The organism is Hyphomicrobium sp. LHD-15, assembly GCF_031157355.1.
In the GTDB taxonomy this organism is placed as follows: Bacteria; Pseudomonadota; Alphaproteobacteria; order Rhizobiales; family Hyphomicrobiaceae; genus Hyphomicrobium_C.
Genome location: NZ_JAVIFT010000003.1, coordinates 33,307 through 53,995, shown reverse-complemented (window position 1 = coordinate 53,995; position 20,689 = coordinate 33,307). Strand labels below are relative to the sequence as shown.

Below are 20,689 nucleotides of genomic sequence, written 5' to 3'. Positions count from 1 at the left end.
TGAGCCGAAGCGGGGCGCCTTATCGGCACCCCGCTTTTTTGCGTTGCGGTGACTTAGCCTCCCGTGCGTCGTTTGGGCGGCATCAGATCGGTGATGGTGCCCTCGAACATTTCCGCAGCCTGGGCGAACGTTTCCGACAGCGTCGGGTGAGGGTGGATGGTCGCGCTGATGTCGGCTGCATCGGCGCCCATCTCGATGGCGAGTGCGGCTTCCGCGATGAGGTCTCCGGCATTGGGCCCGACAATGCCGCAGCCCAGGATGCGATGCGTTTCGGGATCGAACAGCACTTTGGTCAGGCCCTCGTCGCGTCCGAGCGACAGCGCGCGGCCCGAGGCGGCCCATGGAAAGCTGCCCTTGCCGTAGGCGATGTTTTTCTCCTTCGCGTCGCTCTCGGTTAGCCCAACCCAAGCAACCTCGGGATCGGTATAGGCAACCGATGGGATCACGCGCGCATCGAATGAGGATGTGAGGCCTGCAGCGGCCTCGGCTGCGACCTTGCCCTCGTGCACGGCCTTGTGGGCGAGCATCGGCTGGCCGACGACATCGCCGATGGCGAAGATGTGCGGGACGTTGGTGCACATCCGCCGGTCGACCGCAATGTAGCCGCGCGCGTCGACGCTGACGCCGGATGCCTCCAGGCCCAATTGCTTTCCGTTGGGGACGCGGCCGACGGCGACGAGGATTTTGTCGAAGGTTTCGGTTCGTTTTTGCTCGGCGCTCTCAAGGGTGACGGTCAGGCCCGCGGTCGTCGCTTCGACCTTTGTCACCTTGGTGGTGAGGTGGATGGCCTCGTAGCGTGCCTTGATGTGCTTCATCAGCGGGGCGACGATGTCGCGGTCGGCTCCGGGAATGATTTGGTCCATCAGCTCGACCACGCTCACGCGGCTGCCGAGGGCGTGGTAGACCGTCGCCATCTCGAGGCCGATGATGCCACCGCCGATAACGAGCAGCCGCTTCGGAATGTCCGCAAGGTCGAGTGCTCCGGTGGAGTCGAGAACGCGCGGGTCCGCATTCGGGACGAAGGGCAGCTTTACCGGCTCGGAACCTGCCGCGACGATGGCCTTCTCGAACGAGATCCGGCTCGTCTTGCCGTCGTGTGTCACGTCGATCTCGCGAGGAGACACGAAGCGTCCGGTGCCGGTGACCACTGTCACCTTGCGCTGCTTCGCGAGGGCGGAGAGCCCCGAGGTCAACCTGCCGACGATGCCGTTTTTCCAGCCGCGCAGCTTGTCGAGATCGGGTGCGTGCGCAGTGAAGCTGAGGCCGGCGGCGGTCATCTCATGGGTTTCCTCAATGACCTTGGCGGCATGCAGCAAGGCCTTTGAGGGAATACAGCCGACGTTGAGGCACACGCCGCCGAGAACGGGGGCGCGCTCGACGAGCACGACCTTGCGGCCAAGATCGGCGGCACGGAACGCGGCTGTATAGCCGCCGGGTCCTGCGCCGAGAACGAGGATTTCGGTTTCGATATCGGGTGCTTTTGTCATTGGATCTTAGAGTACCAGCTGGCGAACGTCGCAGAGGATTTCGGCGAGGCGGCGGGTGAAGCGGGCGGCGAGGGCGCCGTCGATGACGCGATGATCGTAGGAGAGGCAGAGCGGCAACATCAGGCGCGGAACGAACGTGTCGCCGGTCCACACCGGGCGCGTGGTTGCGCGCACGACGCCGAGGATCGCGACTTCTGGCGCATTGACGATGGGCGTAAAGTTGGTGCCGCCGATGCCGCCGAGGCTCGAGATGGAGAAGGTGCCGCCCTGGATATCGGCAGGCGCGATCTTGCCGTCGCGCATGCGCTGCGACACGGTCGATAGCTCCTGGCTGAGTTCAAGGATGCGTTTGCGATCGACCTCCTTGATGACCGGCACCACGAGGCCGTCCGGCGTGTCGACGGCAACGCCGATGTTGTAATAGTTCTTGAGGATCAGCGCGTCGCCTTCGGGCGTCAGCGAGGCGTTGAACTCCGGATGCTGTCTCAGCGCGCCGACGCATGCCATCAGCAGGAACGACAGCAGCGTGACCCGGTAACCCTTGAGCTTCGCCTCGTTGTCGAGCTCTTTGCGATAGGCTTCGAGATCGGTGATGTCGGCCTCATCAGTGTGGGTCACGTGCGGAACGTTAAGCCATGCGCGATGGAGGTGCGGCCCGGAGAGCCGCTTCAGACGAGACAGGGGCTGCATGGTCGTGGGTCCGAACTTCGAAAAGTCCTGCTGCGGGATGGCGGGGATGCCGGCGCCCGATCCCGCACCCGGAGCAGATCCGCCGCCGAGTGCGTCTTTCACGTCCTCCTTGGTGATGCGCCCCTTCGCACCGCTGCCTTTAATCTTGGCGATATCGATATCGAGTTCGCGCGCCAAACGGCGGATGGAGGGGCTGGCGAGAACACCGCCGAAGTCGATGGCAACGGGGAGCGTACTGGCGTCTGCGTGCGGCGATGGGGCGGAAGGGCCGACCTCGTGTGCGTGTTGCGGCGTCGGAGAAGGCTCTTTGCGCTGCTCTTGCGCGCTGCTCGCTCCCGGCGCGCTCGTGGCGCCGCCTTCCGGCACGAGCTTGAGGATCAGGCTGCCTTCACTCACCTTGTCGCCGACCTTGATGATGATCTCGGCGACCTTGCCCGCAGATGGCGCAGGCACCTCCATTGTTGCCTTGTCGGATTCGAGCGCGATCAACGGATCCTCCGCCTTCACGCTGTCGCCCGGTTTCACCAAAACCTCGATCACGGGCACATTGGCGAAATCGCCGATGGCCGGAACCTTCACGTCGATCATGGACATTGAGCTTTTATCCTTACGGCCGCAGTTGCTGCGGCGGCTGCTTTGCGGCGCGGGAGCGGCCTAGATTTTTACGGGGTCGGCTTTGGTGGGATCGATGCCGTACTTGGCAAGCGCCTCGGCGACCCGTGTCGAGGGGATCTTGTTCTCGTCGGCCAGCGCCTTGAGGGCGGAGACGGCAACGAAGTGCCGGTCGACCTCGAAGTGGAAGCGCAGCTTGCGCCGATAGTCGGAGCGGCCGAAGCCGTCGGTACCGAGCACGCGGTAGGTGCCCGGTACGAAGGCGCGGATCTGTTCCGCGAACGCCTTCATGTAGTCGGTCGCGGCGATCACAGGCCCAGATCCGTGCTCGCTGAGAAGCTGGGTTACGTAGGGCACGCGCGGCTGCTCCAGCGGATTGAGAAGGTTCCAGCGCTCCACGGCCTGTGCGTCGCGCGCAATCTCGGTGAAGCTGGTCACGCTCCAGATGTCGGCGGAGATGCCGAAGTCCTTTTCCAGAAGCTCGGCGCCCGCGATGACCTCGCGCAGGATTGCGCCAGATCCCATGAGCTGCACGGTGTGGCCACTCTTCTTCTTAGTGTCGGTCGCTCGCGCCTTGAGGCGGTACATGCCCTTGATGATGCCGTCCTCCACGCCTTCCGGCATGGCGGGGTGCTCATAGTTCTCGTTGAGCGCAGTGATGTAGTAGAAGACATCCTCCTGCCGCTCCATCATGTGGGTGAGGCCGTTCTGGATGATCACGGCCAGCTCGTAGGCGTAGGTCGGGTCGTAAGAGACGCAGTTCGGGATCGTCGCCGACATCAGGTGGCTGTGGCCGTCCTCGTGCTGCAGCCCCTCACCGTTGAGGGTCGTACGGCCCGACGTGCCGCCGATCAGGAAGCCGCGCGCGCGGCTGTCGCCCGCCGCCCAGGCGAGATCGCCGATGCGCTGGAAGCCGAACATGGAATAGAAAATGTAGAACGGGATCATCGGCACGTTCGAGGTCGAATAGCTCGTCGCGGCCGCGATCCACGATGACATGGCGCCGGCCTCGTTGATGCCTTCCTGCAGCATCTGGCCTTGGCGATCCTCCTTGTAGAAGCTCAACTCGCCGGCATCCGACGGCCGATAAAGCTGCCCGACCTGGCTGAAAATGCCGAACTGGCGGAACATGCCTTCCATGCCGAAGGTGCGGCTCTCGTCGGGCACGATCGGCACGATGCGCGGCCCGAGCGTCTTGTCGCGCAGCAGCGTCAAGAGAAGGCGCACGAAGGCCATGGTGGTCGAGATCTCGCGCCCGGCGCTGCCTTTGAGCTGGCCGTCGAAGGCCGACAATGGAGGCGCCTGCAAGCTTTCGGAGCGCTGCCGCCGGGCCGGCAGATAGCCACCCAGGGCTTCGCGCCGCGTGCGGAGATAATTCATTTCCTCCGAGCCGTCCGGGAAGCGGATCAGCGGCAGATTTGTGAGATCTGCATCTTCGACCGGAACCTGGAAGCGATCGCGGAACTGACGCAGGGCGTCGATCTCCATCTTCTTCTGCTGATGGATGATCATCTGCGCTTCGCCGGCGTTACCCATGCCGTAGCCCTTGACGGTCTTGGCGAGGATCACGGTCGGCTGGCCACGATGCTCGACGGCGGCTTTGTAAGCGGCGAATACCTTGGACGGATCGTGGCCGCCGCGGGTCAGCTTCCAGATCTGATCGTCGGTCCAATCGGCGACCATGGCCGCGGTTTCCGGGTAGCGGCCGAAGAAGTTCTTGCGGATGTAGGCGCCATCCTTGGATTTGAAATCCTGATATTCGCCGTCGACGCACTCTTCCATCAGCTCGCGCAGCTTGCCGGATGTGTCGCGTGCGAACAGCTCATCCCAGGTCGAGCCCCAGATCACCTTGATGACATTCCATCCGGCGCCGCGAAACACACCCTCCAGCTCCTGGATGATCTTGCCGTTGCCGCGCACCGGGCCGTCGAGCCGTTGCAGGTTGCAGTTGACGACGAAGATCAGGTTGTCGAGCTTCTCGCGTCCGGCGAGTGCGATCGCGCCAAGGCTCTCCGGCTCGTCCATCTCGCCGTCGCCGCAGAACGTCCAGACGTGGCGGTTGTCGGTGTCCGCGAGGCTGCGGCCGTGCAGATATTTCAGGAAGCGTGCCTGATAGATGGCCATGATCGGGCCAAGCCCCATCGAGACGGTCGGAAACTGCCAGAAATCTGGCATCAGCCAGGGATGGGGATAGGAGGAAATGCCCTTGCCATCCACCTCCTGGCGGAAGTTCAGAAGCTGCTCCTCGCTGAGGCGGCCTTCGAGGAAGGCGCGCGCGTAAATGCCGGGAGACGAGTGTCCTTGAATGAACAGGAGATCGCCGCCATGGGTTTCAGACGGCGCATGCCAGAAGTGCTCGAAGCCGGTGTCGTAGAGGGTTGCCGCGGACTGGAAGCTCGCGATGTGGCCGCCGAGCTCGGATGAGGTTTTGTTGGCACGCAAGACGATGGCCGCCGCGTTCCAGCGGATCGCCGAGCGGATGCGGTGCTCGACCTCTCGCACGCCTGGGTGCTTCGGCTCCTGATCGACCGAGATGGTGTTGACGTAAGCCGTGTTGGCGGCGAACGGCAGGCTGGCGCCCGAGCGGCGGGCGGTTTCGACGGCGCTGGTCAGAAGCTCATCGGCGCGACGCGTGCCGTCGAACGCGATGACCGACGAGATCGCCTCCTCCCATTCCCGCTTTTCCAGGCCTCTGTCGTCGGGTTTGTCGTCCATGGTGTGAAAGCCTTCGGTTTCGCATGCGCTCGCGTTCGCGGAGCAGCTTCAGCTGCTCCGCGTGATGGTCTCGGCAGATCGCGGCTCGCGCCGCGGTTGGTTTTTTATGAGTGTGGCGTGTCGCTCCCTTCGGGGAGAGATGCCAGCGATGCGTTGTTGCTACCTACGCATCGAGTTTTTCTCCGGTCGGAAGGCTGCGGAGGCGCTTGCCGGTGGCCGCGAAGATCGCGTTGCACAGGGCTGGCGCGAATGGCGGCACTCCCGGCTCGCCCACGCCTGTCGCGTGGTGCGACGGAGACGTCGGCTCGATGATGTGCACGTTGACCTTCTGCGGAAAGTTCGACATCCGCGCGACTTCGAAGTCGCTGAAGTTCGATTGCTCCACCTGGCCATCCTTGAAGGTGATGCCGCTGTAGAGGGCCGTCGACATGCCCATCACCGCCGCGCCTTCGATCTGCGATCGGATGCGCTCCGGATTGATGTAAAAACCGCAGTCGATGGCGGCCGTGACTTCAGGCACGCGGATGATGCCGTTGGCGTCGATCTCGACCCGCACCGCCATGGCGACGTACGAGACGAACGAGCGATGCACTGCGATGCCGAGCCCCTGCTTCGGCGGCAGCTTCTTGCCCCAACCGGCTTTCTCGGCGGCGACTTCGACGACATTCTTCAGGCGCGCCGTATCGATCGGGAACTCGGCATAGGGCTCGCCGTAGTTCCAGAAGTCCTCGGGCATGCCTGAGGACTTCGGATCGATCTTGCGGTCCGATCCGATCAGCTCAATCAGGAGATCCTTGGGGTCGCGGCCGAGTTTGTGGGCGAGCTCAGCGACGAACGACTGCACGGCAAAGGCGCGCGGAATGTTCGACACCGAACGGAACCAGCCGATGCGCGTGTGCGCAAAGGCCTGCCCGTTCTCGCAGCGGATGTTCGGAATCTCGAACGGCATGTCGGCGAAGCCCATGCCGTACTCGATATGGAACTGGTAGCCGCTGTCGGCGGCGAAGGTCGACAGGATCGATGGTGCGACCGTTCGATGGCGCCAGCCGACAACCTTGCCCGCTTTGTCCAAGGCGGCCTCGATCCGCTCGACGGATGTCGTGTGGTAGAAGGCGTGACGCAAGTCGTCGTCGCGTGTCCACTGCAACATGACCGGCGTTCCACCGAGCTTCTTCGAGAGCTGCACGGCTTCGATCATGTAGTCGCATTTCGATTTGCGACCGAAGCCGCCGCCGAGCAGCGTTACGTGGACGGTGACAGTCTCGATCGGCACATCCAACGCCTTCGCGATGTCCTCGCGTGCGCCGTAGGGGCTTTGAGCCGGGGCCCAGACCTCGATCTTGCCGTCGGAAATGCGGGCAAGCGCGACCGGCGGCTCCATCGATGCCTGAGCGACGTGGCTTTGGTGGTAATCGGCGGTGAACACCTCCGCAGCGCCAGCGAACGCGGCGTCGGGGTCGCCCTGGTTGCGAATGACCTTTCCGGGCTTGGCGGCCGTTGCGGTCATTTCTTCGCGGAAGGCGGCGGAATTGTAGCCCGCATGCGGACCGTCCTCCCACTCGATCACCAGCGCATCGCGGCCCTGCATGGCGGCGTACGTCGATCGTGCGACGACGGCGATACCGCCGAGGGGCAGAAACTTGGCGGGCGGAGCGTGGCCTTCGATCTCGTGGACGGCTTCGACACCGGGCACCTTCAGCGCTGCGGTAGCGTCATACTTCTTGACCTTTCCACCGACCACGGGCGGACGGGCGATGACCGCATACTTCATGCCGGGCACGCGTACGTCGGCTCCATACTGGGCCGTGCCGACCGTAATGCCGTGGAGATCGACGATCGGGGTCGTGCCCTTGCCGATGTAGCGGAAGTCTTTCGGCTGCTTGAATGCGAGCTTGTCACGTGAGGGAACAGGCTGGCTCATCGCCGCTGCGGCGAGTTCGCCGAAGCCGAGCTGGGTCTTGGTCTCGACCATCTCGCCGGCTGTCTTGCCTTTCTCCAGCAATACGACGTGATGCAATTTCGCCTTGCAGAGCGAGCGGTCCACGCCCCACTTGGCGGCGGCTGCAGATTCCAGCATGTAGCGCATCGCGGCGCCACATTCGCGCATGGGCTGGAGGAAGTGACGAACGCTGCGCGAGCCGTCGGTGTCCTGGTTGCCGTAGCGCGGCTCGTCTCCGGGAGCCTGGATGACGCGAACCTGAGACCAGTCAGCCTCCATCTCGTCGGCAACGACCATGGGCAGGCTGGTCTTGGCTCCGGTTCCCATCTCGGAGCGGTGCGCGACGATGGTGACGACGCCGTCCGCATCGATGGCGACGAAGACGTGCGGATCGTTGACCACGCCGCGCGGCATGCCAGCGGCACCCGTCGGATAGGACTCAAAGGCGCCGGCTGCGCCGCCTGGGACAACCTGCAGGGCAAGCACCACGCCGGAGGTCTTCAGCACGCCGCCGAGGAAGCTGCGTCGGCTCACGTTCTCGATGAGAGCCTGTGAGGTAACGTTGCCTTGCGTGGATCGTATTTCTTTCTCGATGAAGTGATACATGGCTTACACTCCTCCGGCTGCGAGGCGAACGGCGGCGTGAATGCGCTGATAGCAACCGCAACGACAGATGTTTCCCGCCATCTCGTCGACGATCTCGGCATCGCTCGGCGCCTGGTTCTTGGTCAGCAGGGAAGCGGCCTGCATGATCTGGCCGGCCTGGCAGTAGCCGCATTGCGGTACGTTCAACTGACGCCAGGCTTTCTGCACCACATGATTGCCGTCCGGGCTCAGGCCCTCGATCGTGGTGACGCTCTTGCCGTTGGCTTCGCTTATCGTCGTCAGGCAGCCGCGTACGGCGACGCCATCGAGGTGGACCGTGCAGGCTCCGCAAAGGCCCGCTCCGCATCCGAATTTCGTTCCCGTGAGCCCAAGTTCGTCGCGGACGAACCAAAGCAGCGGCGTGTTCGGATCGCCATCGAATTGGCGTTCCTGGCCGTTCACTGTGAGGGTAAGCATGACGTTCACTGTCCTTCTTCCGATCGTTGGTCAGTGGTAGAGCACGTCGATCCGCACCTGAAAATCTGGTGCGGATCGACGCCCTTCATAAGCGCGATGCTTGATTAGTCACCGAGCGCGAAGACCCAAACCGAGCCGCCTTCGGGAACCCATTTCTCCCAGCCGGCCTGCTCGTGCATCTTGCCCTGGATCCATTGAGCATCAACGCCCCAACCGGAGACTACGGCGATGTACTGCTTGCCGTCGATGGAGAAGCTGCTCGGCGGCGAAATAATGCCGGACGGCGTCGGGAACTCCCAAAGCAGCTTGCCGGTTTTTTCGTCGTAAGCGCGGAACATGCGGTCATTGGTGCCGCCAGCGAACAGGACGCCGCCGCCGGTGGTCAGGATCGAACCCCAGTTCCACGATCCCTTGTAGGTTTCACGCCAGACTTCCTTGCCGTCGCTGACGTTGCGAGCCTGAATGCCGCCGATGAAGGGGAAGTTGTCGTCGACTTTGAGGTCGAGACGCTTGATGTCGACGCCTGCAGACCATTGGCCGGGCACGATCGGCTGGATCATGCCGGTGAGCGTCATGCAGTGGTTGTCGTTGAAGGGAATGTAGAGCATTCCCGTCTTCGGGCTATAGGATTCGAAGGGCCAGTCCTTGCCGCCCCACAAGCTCGGGCAGTAGGTCGCCGTCTTGTCGGTGCCAGGCTTGGCGGCCTCGTTGTAGGTCGGGCGGCCAGTCTTGGGGTCGATGCTGGTGAAGACGTTGTTCTTCACGTACATCTGGGATTTATCGTAAGTAATTTTACCCTTGGCATCGCGCTCCAGCCAATAGAGCACGCCGTTACGCTGTGCGCTGATGAGGCCGGGGACCTTCTTGCCGCCGCGGTCGAAGTCGACAAGCGTCGGGGCGTTCATGCCGGCCCAATCCCACGAGTCGTTCCAGTGGTACTGGAAGTGGCCGACCAAATCGCCGTTGTCCGGGTTGATCGAAATGACGGACGCCAAATACAGGTTGTCGCCGGGACGCTGATCGCCGAGCCACGGCGCGCCGTTGCCGACGCCCCAGTAGATGACGTCGTTCTTCGCGTCGTAGTTGCCCGGCATCCACATCGTGCCGCCGCCGTTCTTCCAGGCGTCCTTCCAGCGGCCTTCCTGCGGCCACGTCTCGGAGCCTGCGTCGCCGGGAGCGGGCACGCTGTAGCGCGTCCACGCAAGTTTTCCGGTCTCCGCGTCGAATGCCTTGATGAAGCCGCGCACGCCGAACTCGCCGCCGGACGGACCGACGATGATCTTGCCTTTCACGGCCAGCGGTGCCGAGGTGATGTAAGCGCTTTCCTTCTCCCAATCGCAGACCTGCGATTCCCAGATCTTTTCACCGGTCTTGGGATTGAGCGCGGTCAGCATGCAGTCGATGCTGGCGACGTAGACCTTGTCACCCCACAGTGCGACGCCGCGATTGGTCATGTGCAACGTGCCGAAGCCTTCCGGCAGCTCGCGCTGATAGCGCCACAGCAGTCGGCCGGTCTTCGAGTCGAATGCCAACACCTGGTTGCGCGGTGTCGCGACGAACATGTAGTCGCCGTTGACGATGGCCGGGGCTTCGTGGCCCGAGGAGATGCCGGTGGCGGCCGACCAAACAGGCTTGAGCTTGGCGGCGTTCGCGGGCGTGATCTGTTCGAGGGGGCTGTAGCTCCAGCCCTGATAGTTGCCCTTCGTCAGCAGCCAGTTCTCGGGCTCCGGGTTGGCCAACCGTTGCTCGGTGACCGGCTTGTAATCGGCGGCATGCAATGCCGACGTCGCGACGAGCGCGAAGGCTGCGACGGATGTCCTTAGTTTCACGAGATTTCCTCCAATGCGTTTTTTTAGTCTCTTCGATTGACGTGAAGCCTGTTGAAGCGTGGCCTCACGCTGCTGGCGGCCCGATCGGACCGTCCAGTTTTCCTGCCACCACCAACGCTCCGTCGGTGATGGTCACCGGCAGCATGGCCAGCCTGCGCACCGCAGGTCCGTGTGCCACGGCGCCGTTGTTGCCGAGATCGAATGTCGAGCCGTGGCAGTTGCACACGGCCATGCGCTGATTTTCGTGATGGCCCGAGATCGGGCAGCCCTCATGCGTGCAGATGCCGGAATAGGCCACGATGCCGTCGGCCGAGTGCGGCTTCGTGGAGGGATCCAGATCGGCTTCCTTGAGCCGCATGAGCAGCAGCAGGCTGGCTCGCGAAATGAGAACGGTCTTCGTGGCCGGATCCATCGGATAGGCGAGCAGGGGCGGCTCTCCGATCTTCACATCGTCGGGAGCGACGGGCTGTCCTTCCTTGTCGCCGGTCATGAAGACAAAGTGGTGCCCGGGTTGCGGGCGCGTGCTCTGGGCGCCGGCCGGGGAGCTTCCCAGCAAGCCGGACGCGGCCAGACATCCAGAAACGGCAAGTCCTTGTATGATGGTGCGGCGGCCGACTTCAGGTGCGCCCCCGCTCTCCCGACCGGCCGTGTGGCCAGCTCGTGTATCCTTCGACATGGTCCTCCCGATCTCTTTTTCATTGTCGTGCGAGACGCGGAACGGCTGGCGCTCGACGCGACATCCTCCCCGCAAAGAGAGGTGGTCAGCATGAATCGTGCCAGCAGTTCGCGTGCGACGCGGGACGCTGTGGGAACCGCTGCTGCAGGCGGGGCTAACGTCGCGAGAATGCGCGCGAATTCGTGGGAATCGACGTTGGTCTATTTGGCCTTCCGAGCGCGCGTTTTGAGCTGCGATGGCCAGTCGAATGTACGTCGCCGGTAGACCACGTTACATCACGCAGACCCGCTGTGATGTCACAGTGTGACGCGGTGCGGTTGGGGTTGACAGCTCAGGGTGCGGAGTATCTGCCGTGCGTTGTGGCGCGCGAGGCACATCCCTTCTGCAAACGGATGGTTTTATCTCGCGGCTTCCAGGCTGGCCTCGTCGCGTAAAGTGCTCGTCTTCCTGAAAATTCGGTGTTGCGGCGGCTCCCGTCAGCCGATGGGAATTATTTTACATGCCGAGCTCGCTCGCTCTTGGCACGTCCTTTGCGTTTCTGCTCCCCGTGCAGTTCAAAGCGTCATTCAAGAGTAACGGAAAAACACGGCGACGATCGCGCAGATGACGCGAGGAAATTGGAAAAGGAGACCTGAATGGGTGGGGGACGTAAAAGAAAATTTTCAAGCGCGGCACTGGTTGGTGCGGCCGCCTTGGCGCTGATAAGCGACAGCGTGCTGGCCGCGGATCTCGGGGGAGATTGCTGCGCGGATCTCGAAGAACGGGTTGCGGAGCTCGAAGCGACGACGGCGCGGAAGGGGAACCGCAAAGTGTCGCTCGCCATCTCAGGCTGGATCACCGAACAGATCCTGGGTTGGGATGATGGCGTCGGCTCCGACGCCTATGTCGGAACGAGCTTGAACGATCTCGGCAACCGCCTCCACTTCGATGGAAGCGCAAAGATCGATAGCCAGTTTTCCGCGGGCTTCAGCCTGCGGATCGACGTCACGGGTGCCAACGGCTTCGTGCAGGATGCTTCCAACAGCAATGGCGGCGAGGGTCCGCCCGGCACGCTGAACTCCTATTGGTGGCTGAAGAGCGAAAAGATCGGACGCGTTTCCGTCGGTCGTCAGAGCCAGGCTTCGGATGACACCTGGGTCGACGTATCGGGCGCCGGCAGCGTGTTCGCCGCGAACCTTGTGATCTTCGACGGCCAGAATTTCCAACTCGTCCCCGAGGGTACGAAGACCCGCGCAAAGGCGCGCTGGGGTGACATCGGCAACTGCTACACCATTGGCGTCGGCATTTTTGCCGATTGCGGCGGCGATAGAACCAACAGCGTCCGTTACGACACGCCGACGATCGGCGGATTTGTCGGATCGGCGAGCTGGGGCCAGGACGACTTCTGGGATGTCGCGCTGCGTCACAGCGGAGAGTTCAGCTCGTTCAAGACGGCGTTCGGCGTTTCGTTTCAGTCGAACACGGATACGCGCATCAAAACGATCACGGACACGGATATCTTCCAGGTGAGCTTTGCGGCGTTGCACACGCCGACGGGCCTGTTCGGCAGTGTCTACTACGGGCACGAGAGTCCGGACGGGTTCAAGGATACCGATCAGCTTTATCTCAAGGCCGGTATCCGGGCTAACCTGAATTCGCTCGGTGCGACCGTGTTCTACGGCGAGTACGGGCGCGGCAACGACATGTTTGGCGGCCTCGAAGGTGGCGCGGTGTTCAGCGGCGTCACGGACCTCTGCGACGGCTTCGCGGGGACGGGCGGCAAGATCGACACGGCCTGCGGCGTTGCGGCATCCGTCAACACGAGCGGATCGACGTTCGATCGCTTTGGCTTCGGCGTGGTTCAAGAGATCGATGCCGCGTCGATGGCAATCTGGCTCAAGTACAAGAACTACGGCGGAGACATCGATTTCGTCGCTGACGGCGTGAAAGGGACGGAGGATCTCGAGGATCTCCACCTCTACGCGTTGGGAGCGGCCATTTTCTTCTGAGGCTTCGTCACGGCACTTCGCGTCTTCCTCGTCGGCACTTCTCCCGAGGTGTTCCTTGGGGCGATTGGCAACAATCGCCCCATTTTTGCGTCCGGGTTGGTTCGGTGCTGGTCGATTGAAGTTGCGACTTGGAATGCTCAGCCGTCGCAAAGCATCAGGTGAACGCTCTTGGGGCCGTGAGCGGGGCGCACGATGATGCCGCCGACGTCGGCCGTGCGCGAGGGGCTCGAGATGATATTGACCGTACGGGGCCAGTCCTCGCTTTCGGATCGCGCGCGGGCCCAGACATCTTCTGGATAATCGACTATATCCGAGGTCCTCAGCACGACGACGTGAACATCGGGCAGGAAGTTGAGCGTCGTCGGAGACGCCGGGGATGATCGCAGGATGATGCTCCCGGTTTCCACGATGCCGGCGACAGCCATGGTGACGCTCAACGGCTCGATCTTTCGTCCGGCGCCGAAGTTGACGTGCCAGGTACTCGGCCATCCCAAATGTTCGAGTTCCGGTGCGACGCTGATATCGGGCGCATCGGACGTTGAAGGCAAAAGCACTCGCACGGCGGGCACCAGCATTTGCAGCGAGGCAATGCGCTCGACCTTGATCAGATTGGCTTCGGCCTTGGCGACGAACTGTCCGAGCCGGTCTGCGTCCAATCGGGGACGCGGGCCGGTGGGTGGGCGAGTGAGCCGCTGCTCGAGTTCTTCGACGGCCTCAGGGGTGCGTTGCCGATCACCGAGGGCCTCTCTGATCCGCGCCAGCATGTCGTCGCGTCGTGTTCCGTTCACCGCTGCTGGTTCCTCTTGGCCCACGCCGCATGGAATGTCGTCCCTTGCGGCGCGGGCATGTCGCGTCCTGCTGTCCATCCGCCCGCGAGTGGCAAGCGTCTCATGCGGCCGTTGGATTTTCCCAGCCGTCCGAGAACCGCGGCGGCGAGGCGCGTCGCCGTGCGATACACCGCCGGATGCGTTGCAAACCACGCCCACAGGCCCACGCCCCAGCGGACCTTGCTTTTGATGAAGCCCGCTTCCCACTGCTCATGGCGCAATCGGCGCAGGAGATCGGGGAGGGGAATTTTGACAGGACAGACTTGCTGGCAGCGGCCGTTGAGCGTGCAGGCGTGCGGCAGCTCGCTCGCCTTCTCGTGGCGTGCGATCATCGGCGTCAGCACCGCGCCCATCGGCCCGGGATAGACCCAGCCGTAGGCATGGCCGCCGACTGACAGATAGACGGGGCAGTGGTTCATGCAGGCACCGCACCGGATGCAGCGAAGCATCGGCCGGAACGCACCGGCGAGCATCTTCGAGCGCCCATTGTCGACGAGCACGACATGATATTCCTCGGGACCGTCGAGATCGCCCGAACGGCGCGGCCCGGTCGACAACGTCGTGTAGCTCGTGATCTCCATGCCGAGCGCGCTGCGCGCCAGGAGCCGCAGGAGAACGGCGGCATCGTTCAGCGTCGGTACAACCTTCTCGATGCCGGCGGTTACGATGTGAACGCGGGCCAGCGTCGAGGTGAGATCGCCGTTACCCTCATTGGTCACGATGATGTTCGAGCCGGTCTCGGCGACGAGGAAGTTTGCGCCGGTGATGCCGACATCGGCTGCGAAATACTTGTCACGCAGGATGGTGCGCACCTGGCCGATCAGCTCGGCCGCGTCGGTTACGCGGTCAGTGAAGCCATAGGCGCGATGGTGTTCGTGGAAGAGGTCGGCGATGTCCTCCGTCGTCTTGTGCACGGTCGGCATGACGATGTGGCTCGGCGCCTCTTTGGCGAGCTGCACGATGTATTCGCCTGCGTCCGACTCGACGACCTCGAGGCCGTCCGCTTCGAGCGCTTCGTTGAGGGCGATTTCCTCCGAGACCATCGACTTGCCTTTGACGATGGTCTTGGCACCGGCGCGTGCGCAGATCTCGCGCACGATCCGGCAAGCCTCGTCGGCGTCGGCGGCCCAGTGGACGTGTCCGCCGAGCCGAACCACTTCGCGTTCGTAGCGTTCGAGGTAGAAATCGAGGTTGTCGAGGGTGTGATCCTTGATTGCCGCGCCTGCGTCGCGCATGGCCTCGTATTCGGGAAGCGCTGCAACCGCGCGAGCGCGGGCTGCGACGAAGCCGCGCTTCAGGTTCGAGACTGACTGCTGAAGGCTCGCGTCGCCGAGCGCCTTAGAGGCTCTCGCGCTGAAATCCTCGTTGGTGGTTTGCATCAGCGCGTCTCCGGATCGCCAATGCCGGCGCGGTCTGCCATGCCGGCCAGTACTTCGGCGGCGTGGTAGACACGGACGGTCTTGCCGAGGCGCCGCAACCTGCCGGCAATGTTCATGAGGCAACCGAGGTCGCCGCCGAGCAGCGTATCGGCGCCGGTCATGTCGATATTGCCGACCTTGTCGGAGACCATTTTGACGGAGATCTCCGGGTATTTGACGCAGAACGTGCCGCCGAAGCCGCAGCACGTTTCGGAATCCTGCTGCTCGGTGAGCGTCAGTCCATCGACCGCAGAGAGCAGGCGGCGCGGCTGTTCCTTGATGCCGAGGCTGCGCAGGCCGGAGCAGCTGTCGTGATAGGTTGCGTGGCCCTGGAAGTGGACTTTGGCCGTTGAAACGCCGAGCACGTCCGTGAGGAACGACATCAGCTCGTAGCTGCGTTCCGCCAGAGCCCGCGCCTGCGCATCCCAGGCCGCGTCGTCCTTGAACATCGCCGGGTACTCCTTGCGGATCGTGGCCATGCACGAGCCGGAAGGGCCGACGACGTAGTCGAAGCCGGTGAAGGTCTCGATCACCTGTTTGGCAATGCGGCGCGCCGAGGCCGCATCACCGCTGTTGTAAGCCGGTTGCCCGCAACAGACCTGCTGGCTTGGAACCTCGACGCGGCATCCTGCATCTTCGAGCAGTTTGACCGCGGCGAACCCGATGCTCGGGCGGAAGAGATCGACCAGGCAGGTGACGAAGAGGGCGACACGCGGGCCACTCTTCGTCTCAGGCGCTGGAGCAGAATTGTCTGTCATCGAGGGCATCTGCCGGACTTGAGCTAGGGAACGAGCAAGGTGAATGGCCACCAGTAGGCTTGGGCGGTCACGAACAGTCCAACCAGCATGGCCAGCGCGACGCTGTGGAAGAACACAAAGCGCAGGATGGTTCCCTCGTGGCCGTACCACTTGGTTGCCGTGGAGGCGACGACGATGCTTTGCGCATCGATCATCTTGCCCATCACGCCGCCCGAGCTATTGGCTGCGGCCATCAGCGTCGAATTGATGCCGAGCTGCTCGGCGCTGACGCGCTGCAGGCCACCGAAGAGTACGTTCGAGGCCGTGTCGGAGCCGGTCAGCGCAACGCCCAGCCAGCCGATCAGCGTGCCAAAGAACGGGTACAGCCAGCCGGTGTTGGCCAGGACGAGGCCGAGCGTGGCGTCGGTGCCGGAATAACGGGTGACGAACCCGATCGCGAGCATGCCGGCGATGGTGATCAGAGAATAGCGGACGAGATAGATCGTACGCGCATAGATGCGCGCGAGGCGCAACGGGCTGTGGCCCAGGACGAGCCCTGAGAGCAGAGCGGCAAGCAGGATGCCGGTGCCTGTCGCGGACAAGAGGTTCAGATTGTAGACGGCTGCTTCCGCGTGGGGAGTCGCGACGACGGGCGGCACTTTCTGCACGAGCTGGTCGAGGCCGACGACGGGGTGCTTATAGACCCAGAGGCTGTCGAGGTAGGCTTTGACCTGCGGCGTGCCCCACATGAACACGAATACGCTCAAGAAGAGCCATGGCGTCCACGCCCGTATCAGCGTCGCGCGCGGGATGGCAGGCGCGGCATCGACGGTGCTCGCTGGCGCGGAACCGCCGTCGTGATCCACCATTTCGCGCGCGGGCTTCCAGACTTTGAGGAACAGTGCAAGGCTGGCCATCGATACGATGGCGGCGATGATGTCGACCAGCCAGGGACCGTGGAAGTTCGACACGAGGTATTGAGGGATCGCGAACGAGATGCCCGCCACTGCGATCGGCGGCCATACCTCCAACATGCGGCGGAAGCCGACATAGGCCCAGATCACCCAGAACGGCACGATGATCGAGAACAGCGGAAGCTGCCGGCCGATCATGCCGCTCAGTTCGTGAAGATCGAGCCCGGTTACGGCTGCCAGCGCAATGACCGGAGAGCCTAGCGCGCCGAAGGCAACGGGCGCGGTATTGGCGATCAGGGACAGACCGGAGGCGGCGAGCGGAGGAAAGCCCAGACCGATGAGCATGGCGGCCGTCACGGCGACCGGCGTGCCGAAACCCGCCGCTCCCTCGAAGAAGGCGCCGAGCGAGAAGGCGATGAAGAGCACCTGCATACGGCGATCGCGGCTGATCCTGCCGATGCTGCGCTGGACGACCTCGAACTCGCCGTTCTCTGTGGTCAGCTGATAGAGGAAGATGACGTTGAGGATGATCCATCCGATGGGCAGCAGGCCGAAGGCTGCGCCATAGGCGGCGGCAAGGCCGGCCATCTGAGGCGGCATGCCGAAGGCAAAGATGGCAACGATGAGCGCTGCCGCGAGGCCGAGAAGCGCCGCGAAATGCGCCCGAACCTCAAAAAATGCGATCGCGCCCAACAGCACAACCACCGGAACTGCCGCCGCGCAAGCAGACAGCAGCATGTCCCCGAAGGGATCATAGACTTGAGACCACACGATTTTTTCCACCCTTTATCCGGAGGTCTAATCGGCCCTTCGAGAAGCCGACCGCCGCCTTGTTGGTAAAATTATTAGACCAACTAATTGCGATGGGAAATAGATAGTTTCAATTGACAGATGTGGATATTCTATTACTCCTGCTGGATCGCAGGGTGCTCCGCGTCTCCAAGGGAGCCGATTGGATAGGGCAATGACTGAACGCATCAAGCCGCAACGCGTGGCAGAGGCGATTGCGGATCATATCGCGAAGCTCATCCTGCAGGGTGTGCTCAGGCCGGGCGAGCGGCTCACGCCGGAGCGCGAGCTTGCCGAAAAGCTCGACGTATCGCGCCCCTCGCTGCGGGAAGCCATCGATATGCTCGCGGAGCGCGGTCTGCTGGTTACGACGCGCGGGGGCACTCACGTCGCGCAGTTCCTCTCGCCGCTGCTCAAGCCGCTTGCCTCGTTGCTCGCGGACAATCCGCAGGTTACCGCCGACTATTTCGAATTCCGTCAGGGTGTCGAGGCGCAGGCGGCCCGTTACGCGGCTTTGCGAGCGTCCGACATCGACCGTGAGGCCATCCGCGGGTGCATCGAGCGGATGAAAAAGGCGCACGAGATCGAGGATCCGACCGAGGAGTCTCAGGCCGACGTCGATTTTCACCTCGCCATTTACGAGGCGGGGCACAATGCGGTGATGCTCCATATCATGCGCGGGCTGGCCGAGCTGTTGCGGACCAACATCTTCTATAGCCGCGAGCAACTCTACGGGCGTCATTCGGTGCGGGCCAAGCTGCTGGCCCAGCATGTGGCGATCGCAGATGCGATTCTGGCCGGCAACCCAAAGGCGGCGGAGGCTGCTGCAACCGATCACGTCCGCTTCACTTTCACTAGTGTCGAGGACATCCTCCGCGACAGCATGAGGCTCAAGGCGTCTCTGCTGCGCGTCGAGCGAAGCGATTATCTGGCGAGGTAGAAAAACAACAACGCGCCCAGGACAAATACAAAAAACCTGTTGGGAGGGGCGAAATGAATGTGCTCGGTAAGGGAAAGGCGGCGGTTGGCCGATCGCCCGACTACGCTCATACGAAACGGATCATCGACGAGATCGCGCGCCGCGAGGATGGTGCGGTCGACGATGTTCCAAGCGTCATCGCGTCCTCCTGGAGGCGCTGCGTCAGCGAGTACAAGCTCGACCGGTCCCGGCATAAAGGGCCGGAGATCGTCACGACCAACGAGTTCAAGCTGGCGGCCGATCCGCTGGACATGCTGATCCATGTGGCGAAGCCCGAGATCGAGCAGTTGATGGGGCGCGTGGCGCCCTCGAACTATGTGATCATGCTCTCCGATGCCAACGGCATTGCACTCGATGTGCTGAGCTCAGCGCCGCCGGATCAAGCGCTGCGTCGCGTCGGTGTCTGTGCTGGGGCGGATTGGCGTGAGGAGCAAGCCGGCACCAACGGTATCGGCACCTCGATCGCCAGCGGCGCAGCGGTGACCATTCATCGCTCGCAACATTTCTTCTCCAATTATTCGAACCTCACGTGCACGGCCGCCCCTATTTTGGATGCGGGCGGCCGCGTGATTGCGGCGCTCGATGCGTCCTCGGTGGTGGATCTGCCAGAGGAGATGCAACCGTTCGTGCTGGAGCTGGTTGCCGCAACAGTGCGCCGCATCGAACAGCGCTATTTTCTCGAGCGCAATCGCAACCGCGTCATTCTCAGGATCGAAACGGGGCTCGCGGGCGCGCAGGACGGCAACGGGCTCATGCTGGCGCTGGACGACAACGGCTGTGCCGTCGAGATGTTGGGTGGGACCGGCGGCGATCTGCGCGTGACCGACCGGCAAGAGATGATCGGCAGTCCGCTTTCGGACGTCATGGAGATCCATTGGCAGGATACAGGACGCGGGCATGAGGATGTTTCGGCCGAGCGCATCGGGATCGCGCGCCTGAAGGGCAGCGATCGTCCGTGCTTTGCGAGCCTCACGGTGCCGGCACAATCGAGCGGCGCCAGACTTGCGAAGCTGGCGGGGACATCCCAGCGGGTGGCCAAGCCGCAGGCCGCACTGCGAAACGGCGGGTTGGGGCTCGAGTCCCTTGCCGGAAACGATCCGGTGATGCGCGAGCATGTTCGTACCATCCGCAGGCTCGTCGACAAGCGGCTGCCAGTACTGCTCCAGGGCGAGACCGGAACGGGCAAGGAAGAGTTCGCGCGCGGCATTCATGAGGCGGGCTCGCGCGCGGCGAAGCCGTTCGTGGTCATCGATTGCTCGTCGATCCCGGAAAGCCTGATCGAGAGCGAGCTTTTCGGCTACGAGACCGGAACCTTCACGGGCGCTCGCCGCGAGGGGCGGCGCGGACGCGTTGCCGAAGCCAATGGTGGCACGCTGTTTCTCGACGAGATCGGCGACATGCCGCTCGCTTTGCAGACGCGGCTGTTGCGCGTGCTCGCGCAAGGCGAGGTCGTTCCGCTCGGCTCCGCAAAGCCGATCAAAGTCGATTTCAACCTGGTCTGCGCGAGCCATCAGAACCTGTCGAAGATGGTATCGGACGGGCGCTTCCGCCAGGATCTCTATTACCGTATCGCCGGTATCCGGCTCGAGCTTCCCGCTCTCAGGGCGCGCGCCGACAAGGCGGACGTGATCCTGGGCGCGCTGGAGATAGAAGCTGCGCACCTGGGCTTCGGCCCCGCGCCCCGTCTCTCGCCGGCAGCGTTCGCCGTTCTTCTCGCCCAGAAGTGGCCCGGCAATATGCGCGAACTGCGCCTTGCGCTCCGCTATGCGCTGGCCTCGTCCGTGGGCGACGAGATCACGGAAAATCGCTTGCCGACTTGGCTCAACCTCGACGCTGCGGATACGTGCGACGAGCCGGTGATAGACGATCCGGTGACACCGGATCTGATCGAGGTTCTGGAGCGCAACAACTGGTGCATCTCGGACGTCGCCTGCGAACTCAGGGTCAGCCGGCAGACCTTGTATCGGTGGATCAAGAAGCAGAATCTCGTGCGGCCGAGCTGAGCGCGCGTCGGATTGTGGGGCTCG

At 63.2% G+C, this 20,689-nt stretch carries 14 protein-coding genes; 3 read left to right on the top strand and 11 right to left on the bottom strand.

Annotated features, from left to right (window positions below; all coding sequences use genetic code 11):
• Positions 1 to 53: 53 nt before the first annotated feature.
• The 7 genes from lpdA to RCO24_RS12420 form a co-directional block, all read right to left on the bottom strand.
• Positions 54 to 1,487, bottom strand: coding sequence for a dihydrolipoyl dehydrogenase (lpdA, locus tag RCO24_RS12450; protein ID WP_308962512.1), 1,434 nt, complete (start codon positions 1,485 to 1,487; stop codon positions 54 to 56).
• A gap of 6 nt (positions 1,488 to 1,493) precedes the next feature.
• Positions 1,494 to 2,771, bottom strand: a complete 1,278-nt coding sequence (locus RCO24_RS12445) for a 2-oxo acid dehydrogenase subunit E2 (protein ID WP_308962510.1) — start codon at positions 2,769 to 2,771, stop codon at positions 1,494 to 1,496.
• A gap of 60 nt (positions 2,772 to 2,831) precedes the next feature.
• Complete coding sequence (aceE, locus tag RCO24_RS12440; protein WP_308962508.1) at positions 2,832 to 5,504, bottom strand: pyruvate dehydrogenase (acetyl-transferring), homodimeric type; 2,673 nt, start codon at positions 5,502 to 5,504, stop codon at positions 2,832 to 2,834.
• Positions 5,505 to 5,667: 163 nt separating this feature from the next.
• Positions 5,668 to 8,049: a molybdopterin cofactor-binding domain-containing protein gene (locus tag RCO24_RS12435; RefSeq protein ID WP_308962506.1), complete on the bottom strand. Its 2,382-nt coding sequence runs from the start codon at positions 8,047 to 8,049 to the stop codon at positions 5,668 to 5,670.
• 3 nt (positions 8,050 to 8,052) lie between these two features.
• Complete coding sequence (locus RCO24_RS12430; RefSeq protein WP_308962505.1) at positions 8,053 to 8,505, bottom strand: 2Fe-2S iron-sulfur cluster-binding protein; 453 nt, start codon at positions 8,503 to 8,505, stop codon at positions 8,053 to 8,055.
• 104 nt (positions 8,506 to 8,609) lie between these two features.
• Positions 8,610 to 10,334 carry a PQQ-dependent dehydrogenase, methanol/ethanol family gene (locus RCO24_RS12425; protein ID WP_308962503.1) on the bottom strand — a complete coding sequence of 575 codons (1,725 nt, stop codon included), beginning with the start codon at positions 10,332 to 10,334 and terminating at the stop codon, positions 8,610 to 8,612.
• A 64-nt stretch (positions 10,335 to 10,398) separates the two neighbouring features.
• Positions 10,399 to 11,010, bottom strand: coding sequence for a Rieske 2Fe-2S domain-containing protein (locus RCO24_RS12420; protein ID WP_308962501.1), 612 nt, complete (start codon positions 11,008 to 11,010; stop codon positions 10,399 to 10,401).
• A 635-nt stretch (positions 11,011 to 11,645) separates the two neighbouring features.
• Between RCO24_RS12420 and RCO24_RS12415 the strand changes: the two genes are divergently transcribed.
• Positions 11,646 to 12,998, top strand: coding sequence for a porin (locus tag RCO24_RS12415; protein WP_308962499.1), 1,353 nt, complete (start codon positions 11,646 to 11,648; stop codon positions 12,996 to 12,998).
• 137 nt (positions 12,999 to 13,135) lie between these two features.
• On the opposite strand, the gene RCO24_RS12410 is transcribed toward RCO24_RS12415, so the two are convergent.
• The 4 genes from RCO24_RS12410 to RCO24_RS12395 are packed head-to-tail and all read right to left on the bottom strand — an operon-like array spanning position 13,136 to position 17,668.
• Positions 13,136 to 13,786 (bottom strand): LUD domain-containing protein, encoded by a 651-nt coding sequence (locus RCO24_RS12410; RefSeq protein WP_308962497.1) that lies wholly within the window; start codon positions 13,784 to 13,786, stop codon positions 13,136 to 13,138.
• Positions 13,783 to 15,204 carry a LutB/LldF family L-lactate oxidation iron-sulfur protein gene (locus RCO24_RS12405; protein WP_308962495.1) on the bottom strand — a complete coding sequence of 474 codons (1,422 nt, stop codon included), beginning with the start codon at positions 15,202 to 15,204 and terminating at the stop codon, positions 13,783 to 13,785. Before RCO24_RS12405 ends, RCO24_RS12410 begins: the two co-directional genes overlap by 4 nt.
• The gene (locus RCO24_RS12400; RefSeq protein WP_374990958.1) at positions 15,204 to 16,001 is read right to left on the bottom strand and encodes a (Fe-S)-binding protein; all 798 of its coding nucleotides are present in this window, start codon (positions 15,999 to 16,001) and stop codon (positions 15,204 to 15,206) included. The genes RCO24_RS12405 and RCO24_RS12400 overlap by 1 nt, the downstream gene beginning before the upstream one ends.
• 23 nt (positions 16,002 to 16,024) lie before the next feature.
• On the bottom strand, positions 16,025 to 17,668 hold the full coding sequence (locus tag RCO24_RS12395; protein ID WP_308962804.1) for an L-lactate permease: 1,644 nt from the start codon (positions 17,666 to 17,668) through the stop codon (positions 16,025 to 16,027).
• A gap of 190 nt (positions 17,669 to 17,858) precedes the next feature.
• Between RCO24_RS12395 and RCO24_RS12390 the strand changes: the two genes are divergently transcribed.
• Both RCO24_RS12390 and RCO24_RS12385 read left to right on the top strand, forming a co-directional pair.
• Positions 17,859 to 18,623 carry an FCD domain-containing protein gene (locus tag RCO24_RS12390; protein WP_308962492.1) on the top strand — a complete coding sequence of 255 codons (765 nt, stop codon included), beginning with the start codon at positions 17,859 to 17,861 and terminating at the stop codon, positions 18,621 to 18,623.
• A gap of 53 nt (positions 18,624 to 18,676) precedes the next feature.
• Entirely contained in the window at positions 18,677 to 20,665 is a 1,989-nt protein-coding gene (locus RCO24_RS12385; RefSeq protein ID WP_308962490.1) for a sigma-54-dependent Fis family transcriptional regulator, read from the top strand.
• Positions 20,666 to 20,689 lie beyond the last annotated feature (24 nt).